This is a genomic window from Fangia hongkongensis FSC776 = DSM 21703 (assembly GCF_000379445.1).
GTDB classification, from domain to species: Bacteria; Pseudomonadota; Gammaproteobacteria; order Francisellales; family Francisellaceae; genus Fangia; species Fangia hongkongensis.
The window spans coordinates 15,526-26,684 of sequence record NZ_KB902247.1; the positions used below are offsets into that span (position 1 = coordinate 15,526).

The 11,159-nt window shown below is 36.9% G+C and carries 9 protein-coding genes and 1 tRNA gene; 6 read left to right on the forward strand and 4 right to left on the reverse strand.

Annotation, left to right across the window (positions count from 1 at the left end):
• On the reverse strand, positions 1 to 279 hold the full coding sequence (locus A37Q_RS14680; RefSeq protein ID WP_018299245.1) for a superinfection immunity protein: 279 nt from the start codon (positions 277 to 279) through the stop codon (positions 1 to 3).
• A gap of 101 nt (positions 280 to 380) precedes the next feature.
• Between A37Q_RS14680 and A37Q_RS0105315 the strand changes: the two genes are divergently transcribed.
• A tRNA-Arg gene (locus A37Q_RS0105315) sits at positions 381 to 457 on the forward strand.
• 30 nt (positions 458 to 487) lie between these two features.
• Positions 488 to 1,300: a class I SAM-dependent methyltransferase gene (locus A37Q_RS0105320; protein WP_018299246.1), complete on the forward strand. Its 813-nt coding sequence runs from the start codon at positions 488 to 490 to the stop codon at positions 1,298 to 1,300.
• A 5-nt stretch (positions 1,301 to 1,305) separates the two neighbouring features.
• On the opposite strand, the gene A37Q_RS0105325 is transcribed toward A37Q_RS0105320, so the two are convergent.
• Positions 1,306 to 4,338, reverse strand: a complete 3,033-nt coding sequence (locus A37Q_RS0105325; RefSeq protein WP_018299247.1) for an efflux RND transporter permease subunit — start codon at positions 4,336 to 4,338, stop codon at positions 1,306 to 1,308.
• 3 nt (positions 4,339 to 4,341) lie between these two features.
• A complete protein-coding gene (locus A37Q_RS0105330; protein WP_018299248.1) occupies positions 4,342 to 5,403 on the reverse strand; it encodes an efflux RND transporter periplasmic adaptor subunit in 1,062 nt (353 codons plus the stop codon).
• Positions 5,404 to 5,630: 227 nt separating this feature from the next.
• On the opposite strand from A37Q_RS0105330, the gene A37Q_RS0105335 reads away from it, so the two are divergent.
• The 4 genes from A37Q_RS0105335 to A37Q_RS0105350 all read left to right on the forward strand — a co-directional run bounded on the left by A37Q_RS0105335 (position 5,631) and on the right by A37Q_RS0105350 (position 9,763).
• Positions 5,631 to 7,973, forward strand: coding sequence for a hypothetical protein (locus A37Q_RS0105335; RefSeq protein ID WP_018299249.1), 2,343 nt, complete (start codon positions 5,631 to 5,633; stop codon positions 7,971 to 7,973).
• A gap of 131 nt (positions 7,974 to 8,104) precedes the next feature.
• A complete protein-coding gene (locus tag A37Q_RS0105340) occupies positions 8,105 to 8,605 on the forward strand; it encodes a hypothetical protein (protein WP_018299250.1) in 501 nt (166 codons plus the stop codon).
• A gap of 169 nt (positions 8,606 to 8,774) precedes the next feature.
• The gene (locus tag A37Q_RS0105345) at positions 8,775 to 9,242 is read left to right on the forward strand and encodes a hypothetical protein (protein ID WP_018299251.1); all 468 of its coding nucleotides are present in this window, start codon (positions 8,775 to 8,777) and stop codon (positions 9,240 to 9,242) included.
• Positions 9,243 to 9,244: 2 nt separating this feature from the next.
• Complete coding sequence (locus A37Q_RS0105350; RefSeq protein WP_018299252.1) at positions 9,245 to 9,763, forward strand: hypothetical protein; 519 nt, start codon at positions 9,245 to 9,247, stop codon at positions 9,761 to 9,763.
• On the opposite strand, the gene A37Q_RS0105355 is transcribed toward A37Q_RS0105350, so the two are convergent.
• Positions 9,757 to 11,124: a hypothetical protein gene (locus A37Q_RS0105355; protein ID WP_018299253.1), complete on the reverse strand. Its 1,368-nt coding sequence runs from the start codon at positions 11,122 to 11,124 to the stop codon at positions 9,757 to 9,759. The genes A37Q_RS0105350 and A37Q_RS0105355 overlap by 7 nt on opposite strands.
• Positions 11,125 to 11,159 lie beyond the last annotated feature (35 nt).

The window sequence follows — 11,159 nt, forward strand, 5'->3', positions numbered from 1 at the left end:
TTAATTGTGATAATGGTGTTCAACCACTTTAACAGGCGGATTATAGACGATAGCTAAGATTAAACACACCAACCACACAATCAAAGTAAAGCCAAATAATAAGTTAATAATAAAGATAAAAATACTATTGGGATGGTGCTTTTTAAAGGCAATGTAGCTTGGCAAAAAGTATAAAAGCAGCAAAATAAATGCCAACACTAAAAAAAGTGAAAATGGCAAAAACCATAGCACAGCCAAAACAACTACGATAAAAAGAAGCAAATTTAACAAAACGCGCATAACATCCGATAATCCTTTAAATTTCCTCAATAATAACAAAGTTCACGACGCAATCTCTAGCTTTTATTGTATTTTTTTGGTAATGTTCCTGTTCGTTATCAGCACCCGTAGCTCAGCTGGATAGAGCGTTGGCCTCCGGAGCCAAAGGTCAGGCGTTCAAATCGCCTCGGGTGCACCATCTATATAAAGCTGCAACAAGGAATTTATTATGAGTAATTTTGATCTTATTGCAAAATCATACGAAAAAAATGCAATCACCCAGTCAAAAGCGGCAATACGAACTTTAAACTATCTACGTCATTACTTAAAATCAACCGACTGTGTATTAGACATTGGCAGTGGTAGTGGACAAATTACTTATGAAATCTCAAAACTAACCAAAGGAATGGTCACGGGAATTGATATCTCTAAGGAAATGATAGCAGCCTCTAAAGCTAACTATGCAGCGACAAATCTCGCCTATGTGCAGCAAGGAGCTGAAGCACTAGGTGAGACGCAAAAATATAACATTATCTTTTCAAACTCTGCGTTTTATTACTTAAAAAATCGCCAGTTATGTTATCAAAAAATGCATGCTGCTCTTAAGCCAAATGGGTATTTAATTGCTCAGATTATGTATAGAGATATGTTTACACCTCAACTAATGCAAGCACTTGAAGCAATTATTTCTGAAGATAATGAAATCGCCTCTTTAATTTCTACTTTTAATAACCCCATTTACTTATACTCTGACAAAGAGAGCTTTCTATTAGAGCTAACACTTGCTGGATTTGAACACATTGAATCATACGAAGAAGAACAAGTCACCACATTAGATTTACATCAGGCATTTTCTCAATATGAATCAAATTTCTTAGTGAGCCTATTTAATCCGTGCTGCTACAGCGACCCTGAAAGGGTTAGCTCAAGTTATATTAAGAAACTGCGAGATAAAATAAAAGAAAAATTGGCATTACAACTAGATCATAATAATCAAATCCACATCACTATGCCCAGAATGTATGTTGTAGTGCAAAAGTAAGTGCGCTACAGCGAATCATCTGATTTTGAAATCAACAGATAAAATAGTGGAACGATCACTAAAGCTGCCAAAGTTCCAATAACCAACCCGCCGACAATAACAATCCCTAGCTGCTGTGCATATTCATGACCTGCACCTGTACCAAAAACAAGCGGTAGTGCACCTAGCACCATTGCTAAAGTTGTCATTAAAATAGGCTTTATCCGCACTTTCAGTGCCTCGATAACTGCCTGCTCCTTTTTCATACCTTTAAGACGTAACTGATTTGCGAACTCAGTAATTAAAATACCATGTTTGCTAATAAGCCCAACCAAGGTGATAAAACCAATCTGACTAAATACATTGATGCTACTGGATGAGATATAAAGCGCAATCAGTGCACCAACTAACGCTAATGGAACCGTGATAAGAATAATCAATGGCTGCCTAAAGCTTCCAAACTGCGCTGATAACAAAAGATAAATAAAAATAATACCTAACAGTAAATTTTGCAGCATTGTCCCCGAAGACTCTATATAATTTTTTGTCTGGCCAAACCAAGTATAACCAACATCATTCGGCAAATCTGCTTTTAAAATTTGTTGTATATCATCGATCGCAAGCCCAGTACTGTAATCACCTTTTAAGTTTGCCATAATATGCAGCGCATGCTCTTTATTGTAATTTGTGAGCACGGTTGGAATCGTTTTAATCTTTGTGGAAATAAATGATGAAATGGGCACCATTCCACCAGAGGAGGTTGGAACATAGATGCTTTGTAGTGCATTTAATGAATTTTTATTGCTTGGATGCGAGGAGACAATAATATTATAAGGGTAGTTATCATAATAGTATTTACCGGCAATATAATCTCCCATAAACACAGCCAGTGTATTAGAAATATCCTCAACATTTACACCAACATCAGCAGCCAAACTACGATTAATATTGGCTTGATATTCAGATTCATTAAACTGAATATTTGTTCCTATATCAATAAAATTCGGATTTTTTTGCATGGCTGAGATAATCCTCTGTGCAACATGATATAGATACTCAAAAGAGTTTTGCGTGCTTAGAATAAACTCAATGCTAAAGCCCCCTTGTCCACCAATACCAAGTGGTGGCGCTGGTGCTGGAGAGGCGATTATTCCCGGAATGTTAGCAAGCTTCTTCTGTAGCTCAGCCTCAATTTCACTTTGTGTTTTATCTCTTTTATCCCACGGCTTTAAAATAAGATTTGCATTTCCTTGATAGGTATTTGGTTGACCAAGGTTAATAATTGTATTTACCCCCTCCTCTTGTTCACTTAAAATATGACTAACAAGAAGCGCATGCTCTTTCATATATGAAAAACTAGCATTAGGTGATGCTTGAAGCGGAATCGTAATATTACCCTGATCACTTTGTGGCGCCAACATTTTTGGCAGCATGTTGTAAATAAGCCCGCCACAAAGAATAAAAACAGCAAAACTAATCAAGGTGATAACCCGATATCTTAAAATATGATTCACTACTTCTGCCACAAAGTGAGATAATTTATCTACCCATATATTCAAACGTGCACTATAGCCTTGTGTTTTATCCTTCTTTAAAAGATATGCACACATCATAGGCGATAATGTCACCGCAATAAATCCAGATAAAAGTACCGCTACCACCATTGTAAATGCAAACTGCCAAAACAGCTGCCCAGTTAGCCCCTGACTAAATCCAATTGGGGCAAATACCGCGGCTAACGTCAAGGTAATCACCAATATTGCAAAGCCAATTTCCCTCATGCCTTTTATCGCTGCCTCTAGTGGCGTGAGTCCCAACTGAATATGGCGGTGAATATTTTCAACAACAACGATAGCATCATCAACAATCAAGCCCACCGCTAACACCAATGATAAGAGTGTTAATACATTTAAACTAAAGCCCATCCAGTACAAAAAAATAAAACTGCCAATTAAACAAATTGGCAGCGTTGCAATTGGAATGAGACTGGCGCGAATTGACCCTATAAATACAATAATCACTAACACCACTAATATAATGGCAATCACAAAGGTTTCATAGGTTGTGTCAATCGATGCTTTTAAAAAGCTTGTCAGATCAAAGCCAACCTTGTAATGAATATCATCTGGCAGAGACTCTTTAATTTGATCTAAGTTATGATATACCGCTTTAGCAACAGTAAGTGGGTTGGCATTATCTGTTGGCACAATGCCGATGCCAACCCCTTGTTTGTTATTCAAAAAAGATGCTGTTGAGGTTTGATTTTCTCCAAGCTCAATCTTTGCAACATCCTGTAGGAGAATATTTTTCCCTTGATAGTGTGTTACGACAATTCGCTTAAACCCATCAAGGTCTTCTATTTTTGCATTGGGCACCAGTGCATAATCGCGTGAGGGTGTTTTAATCTCTCCACTGGCACTTAGTATATTTTGCGTAGCAATTGCATTTAGCACATCCTCTGCTGTCACATGCAGCGTTGCCATTTTTTGTGGTTGCAACCATATGCGAAGTGCATAAGGCTCATCACCAAAAAGCTGCACCTCAGCAACGCCTTGAATTTTCTTGAAATTCGGCAGAATATAACGATTAATATAATCAGTTAGCTCTGTTGTTTTCATCTTTTTTGAGCTAAAAAACAAATCAATAATCGGGGTTGAATTTGGATTTGCCTGATTAATATCAGGCCCTTCAACTCCCTCTGGTAAAAGACTTGCAACCTTAGCTACTGCATTGGTAATTTGATTGAGTTTTTCATCAACATTCACCCCCGCAGAAAATCGCACAATAACATCGCTAACACCATCTTGACTATTTGATTCAATATCTTCAACACCCGTGATGCTCGATACTGCATTCTCAATCACATCTGAGACACTTTGTTGCATATAAGATGAACTGGCGCCTGAGAGGGTTGTGTGTATCCCAATTTCACTATTGGTGATATTTGGATAACCTGTCACTTGTAATCGGCTATACCCAATGAATCCAACAATCAAAATTAAAATCGATAATACCACACTAAATACTGGGTTTTTGATGCATATTTCTGATAGCTTCATCCTCTACCCCGCTGATATTACTTTTACTAGGTCACCATTTTTCAGCTTTTCTTGCCCTTCTGTAATAACCTTTTCACCTGAGTTGAGGCCACTTTGAATATAAGCAGAATTACCGATAATCGCACTCACCTTAACCGTTTTTGCCACCACCTTATTATTTTCAATTGTATAGACCTGATTCCCTGATATTGTGGGGACTAATGCCATATTTGGCACTTCAATCATTTTGAGTTGATCACCTATATTTTGCCAAATAGTAACGTACATTCCAGCGGTCAGTTTATGTTGGGTGTTATCCACCAGTGCTTTAACTGTCACCGTATTTGTTGTCTCATCAATAATTGGAGAGACAAAATTGACTACGCCTTGATATAGCATACCTTGATAAGCATCACTTGAAAGTTGAATTTTCTGCCCTACCTTTAATTTAGGGTAAAGCTCACCCGGAACGCTATAAAGGGCAATCAGCTTATTGATATTAACAAGTGTTGTAATTTGATCTCCCGCTGCCACATAACTGCCTGCAACAATATTAAGGTTGCCAATAATGCCTGAAAATGGCGCACGAATCATTGTATCTTCAATACTCTTTTGTAGTTTTGCAATATCAATTCTCTGCATCTGATAGTTACTTAAGGCTGTGTTATAATCGACTTCTGTTAATACCCTTTTTTCAAATAACGCTTTGGATTTTTCAAATGTGTTTTTATACTGCTTGAGTTGAATTTTTGCAGCTTCCAACTGAAGCTGATAAGATCGATTCTCTAGCTGAAACAGTAGCTCCCCTTTTGAAACGCTCTGACCATTTTTCACATAAACCTTACTAATAATACCACTTGTTTGTGAAACAATATTCACTGCCTTACTTGCCTTTAACACGCCAATTGAGCTTAAAATATCTGGGCGAATAGCAAGTTTAGACTCAGTTACTTGCACCATAACAGGCTGAGCTTTTATTGTCATTTGAGTGCTTTTATGTGGCCAGTAGGCATATACAACAATTGCGATAACAATGACAAATAAAGCAGCATAAATTAAAGATTTAACATAAGCAAATTGCTTCATTGGATTTCCCTGTCAATAACCTTTAACTCTCAGATTAGGTGAATCCATCTTAGAGTTCAAACATATTTTCCCCATAATTTTGGGGTATATTCATACCATTTATGTATCTATACAATCACAAAAGATTAAATTTCATACAAAATAAGTATTTAATACGCTATGAAAATTTGATCTTGAGATATATATTTAACAACCCGAAATGAACAAATAACAATCAGAAAGAAACTATGAAAGACAAATCAGCTTATTATAAATATACACTTGCTATACTTCCTGCTCTACTCCTTACAGCCTGTGGAGGGAGTGGAGGAGATAATCCAACACCCACTCCTACTCCTACAAACAACCCAACAGTTCATACTGCGATATCTGGTCAATTCAATCAAAATGGTAAAATGCTACCGGGGCAGACTTACAACATAGAAACCGAAGTCAGTGAAGGGGATGCAAAAGCCCTTAATATCGGTAGTAACCCTGCACAGAAAAACTATACACTTGTTGTTAACTACAGTGGCTGTATGGCAATTCTTGATAAAGAGAAAATGCACCTCTCTGGCAATGATGTAACTTATCCCAATGTACATGCCTCAAGCCATATGAATCTACCGCTTATTACAAAAACAACATATAAAGGCGAGCAGACTTGTAATATTGAAACTCTATTAAAAGATCCTAACTCTAACAAAGAAATTGCCAGTGACTCTGTCGATAAAAATGCAGCTAATCCAAATGTTCACTTTAGTCGTTTATCTATTAACAATGTGCAAAGCTCAAACGTGAAAAATGCTTCACCTACAGACAGTAAACTCCTTCCGGATACAAAGTATTTACTCAGCTATATCATAAATGGTGATAATGGTATTCTTGCAACAGGTATGCAGATTAATTTTTCTCAGTGTAAAGCAGCCCTTTCATCACTGAGTCAAACACACACTATTAGTAATTGTAATGATGGCAGCGGAAAGTACTGTGTTGTACTACCTAATCAACAAATCAACAGCACACCATTTACGCTTGGATTTACATTGGATAAAAAAACAATTGACAGCAACAACTGTACCATCACAGTGAATGCTAAAAATGCAACATCTCCTGCAAATGTCTCGCGCCAAGTTTTAACGGCGATGCCAGAGGCGCTTGATACAAACGATAATAAAAAGTTTCAAGCAGCAAAGGCAATTCCTTTGAGCAATTTACTGGAGCAAAAAAACACATTCACACTTAGCATTCCAAGCGATGCTAATTATCATATTGTCACAGATACAAACTCTACCCTCTGGAATAATATTTGCCACATTACACCTGCGGCTTCGAACAACAATGCAGCAACATTACAATACCAAGTTACCCTGACACATAAAAATCAAAGCTGTAATGTTTGGGTAAATACAAATGATGCTGATAGTTTAATCAATAATAAGCAAACGCCTCCAATTGAGATTAAAACGCAAGGAGAAAGCTTCAGCTACCAAGTCAATGCAAATACTAATATGTACATGCTTGTAAAAAATACAACAAACAAAGTAAGCTTAAATCGCTTTAATGGATCAACATTCCAAGAAATCACACTCGATAAAACGCTGCTTGATAATAAATCTCTTCGCAAGGCATTTATTAATAGCACCACTGGGAATCTCTATCTAAGCTATACAACACAAGCATGTTTAAGCAAAAGCTTAGGTTTAATTAGCTGGAACGGAATTAAAGGCTCTACCATGCAGCCTGGCTCTGACATACAAATGCCATTGTTGACCAGCTATCTCGGTGGCAGAATAAACTCTTTGCACTTTGACAATAATAACACGCTATTTATGACAACCACGCTTCCTGTGTACACCAAATCACAAGATATCTACGGCAGTGTCTTTAAAATAGGTGAGCAAAGTAAAAAACTACCGATATGGGAAAGCATTCCTTCCTCTCGCTACTCAACCAGCAATATGGCATTTGGCCGCTGGGTAAAAATGAAAGATCAGACAGTCCTAATTAATCGTGTCGGCATTTTTGCCCTTAATTCACAAACAGGTGGGTTGGAGCTTATTAAAAAGTACAAATATCCGCTTAATGTTCATGCATTAGTTGCAATTACTGCACTTGCTTATAACGCACAGAAAAACAGTATTGAGTTTTTCCCAAGCTGGCAGCTTCTGTTTAATGTAAGCTCACTTTGGAGCTATTCTTTAAAAGATAACCAGCCGTCCTTGACAGGTTATGACAACATCAACTTTACAACGCCAAACTCAATGGTGGCAATGGGAGATACTATCTATTATACCACTAAGCAAAATCAACATGAGATATATAGCTATACTAGAGGATTTTGGCAGCATCCAAAAGCCATTACAAAAGGACAATTTAAACAAGTTTTCCCACGTTTAATTAGCATCAATAATGCTAAGGCGAGAAGCTTTTACTTTGTTGCTGAGGATAATAGAAATCACTTTGGATTGTATCAGTATAACACGGACACGCAAAGCTTTAGTAAGCTGAGTGCTATTACAACGGACATCCAAAAAATCAAATCAATACAACTAGGTAATGCACTCTCTATAATGCCAATATCTAACTAAGCCCTCGTCTTTTCAATTTATTTTTAAAACAAAAAAAAATTTTATTTTCTTGTTCTGCTATTGAAAAAAATCACATGCTCTCATACCTTTATATAAAAGGAGTCAGGTGTTTTAACATTTAGGAGAACGTTATGAAAAAAGTTTTATACCCTTTACTTGCAACTTCACTTTTATTTACTGCTGGCAGCGCCTTTGCTGCAAAATCAGGAGATAGTCAAACAGGCAAAACGCAAGTTGTTGTTCAAGAGAAGCATATTTTGGGTGATTTAAAAATGACAAGCAAGGTCACCATCACCCCTCAAATGATTGCTGATGCGAAAACACAAACTTTCCAAGTTGCGACATTTTGCACCTATACCAATCGTAAAGATGGTAAAGTCAGTGTCAAAATTACAAATAACGAGCGTGGGTTTAGAATTGTTGGCACCAAAGGAGAGGGAAATATTGATTACAAACTCACCATAGGCAAAGCTTCAATGAAATACGGTATCAATCAGCTAACCGTTGATGCTAATGATGCCCCTGCCAGCTGCAAAACAAAAGAAACTGTTTACATGACACTAACAGGTGATGCAATTAAAAATGCAAAAGCTGGAACCTATAATGCCTCATTTAATATTGCTGTTGGCTGAATAGAACCTCAGTTAGAGAAACTAAGCCAAATTTCAAGCCTACTGTATCCAACACTTATCTTGCAAGGCTAGCATTATATTGTTGTTGTGTAGTATATTAACCCTTCTACTTTGAAGGGTTCTTTATATAGGATATAGATTACGCTTTATTTATTGAAAGGTGCAAAATATGATAAAAGTGAAATATAGTATTACATTAATCCTTATGCTTTTGAGCATTAGCTTACTAAGCGCAGGTGCTGTTCTAGACATTGCAAACCCAGATGTCACGCTTAACAAGTCTCAAAAGCGCACCTATGTAAACATTCAAAATATTGGCGATACTGCCGGCACCTTTACAGTGGCCGTAAGTAATGTCACTGATCCTGATCACATCATACACTATGAAAACAAGGATTTAAAATCACTGCCTGTTTTAATCAAACCGATACTGATTTATCAATTAAAGGCAAAAGCAAAAAAACGTATCACACTGACTAGAAATCCTCGTGTAAAACTAAGCTCTCCGATACAGTTAGAGCTTGCGATTAAAGAGTATAAAAAGCCTGAGAGTAGTGCCGATAATGCTAAAGGAGAGGCAGGCATTCAGGTGCAAGGTGCTATTGTTAATCTTGTCCATATTAATGTTGAGTCATAAAAGTGTTAAACAAACATTTTCTGACCCTTGGTGCTGTATTTTTAAGCTATACACTAGGCTATAGCTATCAGCCACTTGAAAGCACAAAATTCTACAGCAAAAAGCCGCAAAAAGTCACCACTTCCCCTAGATATATTTTAGGGGATTTAGTGATGCGCGATAAAATCATCATTACAGGGGAGATGATTGAAGCACATAAAGATCAAAGCTTCCCACTTGGCACCTTTTGTGCTTATATGCAAAATATAAAAAACACAAAGCAAAGATTCCCACTTCGTGTGAGCTCAAATCAAGGAAAGTTCAAAGCCAGAGGCATCAATAATCAAGGTGATTTGGCTTATCGTATTTATGTTAATAAACAACCTATTTCATATGGAAAAGTCAATTACATCCGTGTGAATAATCGCGCCTCTGACAGCTGTCATGTATTTGAAAATATTACCATCACCTTTTCAGGAAATACCATTCGAAATGCTAAAGCAGGAAACTACGCACTTACACTTAATTTTTTTAGTCAATAGTCCAGTTTTTGGTAATTAAAGTTACCGTTATTATGCCTAGGCAAATGCGGTAAAAAATGCTCATACACCCTGTTTTTTGCTTGCCCTCTGCCTACAGCAATAGCGCCAACAAATGGAGCAAAGTCACTCTCTTTATATTTATGACTGTTACTGTTACTGTTACTGTTACTGTTACTGTTATCTTTATTTATTATCATCATAAAGAGCTTTTCTCCTATAATGCCATACTTAGCCATGTCCTCTGAATTCAATATAGCTATTAGCGCTTTAATGCCTCGAGTGGAGGTTTTATGTCTATTACTTGAGCGATCCAAGCTCAATAGCTCAATATAATTATGAAGTACATCTGTAATATCCCTATATCTTTTGAGCTCTATTTTGATCTGTGGCAATAATGAAAAAGAAAACAATATTTCAGCTTTTCTGGAGTTTCCAACCGTGGTTCTATGCCTTGATAGAAATGTCCACTTTTGCTGATATTGACGAAATACCTTTCCTGCAAAAAATCGAAACTGGTCGTTAAAACCTGTAATTTCTGCTCCTATACGTGCGTTTCTATTTGCGAACCTATTGCGCCAGCGCTGTTGTTGCTGTTCAAGATCATTTTTGACACATAATATTTGTTGTTCTTTCAACCAAGCATGATAATCAAGATAAATTTGCGTCCAGTCAATCTCTTTATTCACCATCGAGTAACTTCGCGCTCTAGGCTGTACTACCGTGCCACTTTCTTCCATTTCCATCTGGTGCTCAACAACATAAAAAAATGGGTTTGCATCTACCTTAGGCGCTGGCATAATTTCAGTTATTTTAAGCATCTGGCTTTGTGATGACTTATCCATATAAAGCGAAATAGCCTGCAAAATATAGATTTTTTGCTGATGTATTACTAATGCCGCTTCTAGAAGTGTCTGCTGTATCTCTTGCAATATCCCTTGTGATACACCTCTATAGTGTTGTTTCATATATTTAAGATAGTTCTCATAACTATATCTTTCAGCACTTCTAATCATATATGCCTCTTTGACACAGGCGCTATTTTTTAGCTGTGGTCTTGAGCTCAACAAATTATCATAAGATGGTTTGCTCTTTGATTGCTCACAATCCCACAAGTATTGTTCAATGGCAGTATATTGATTTCTTGTAACGCACATCTTCTGCCATGACCCATTCTCTGCAGTTTGCTTTTGTCGACTAAGTGCATCTCTATTTGTGCGAATCATTTTAATCAGCTGTAGCTTCTGTGAAAGGTAACTTTCAATATTTGCACTGTCACTTGCAGGGTTGCTTTGATGATAGCAAATAAATTTAGCTACCATCTCATTGTCTTGAAATTCATGCATCAGCTCGTCTAATAACATCGATTTATACTCCTATATTGTAATCATATGCCTGT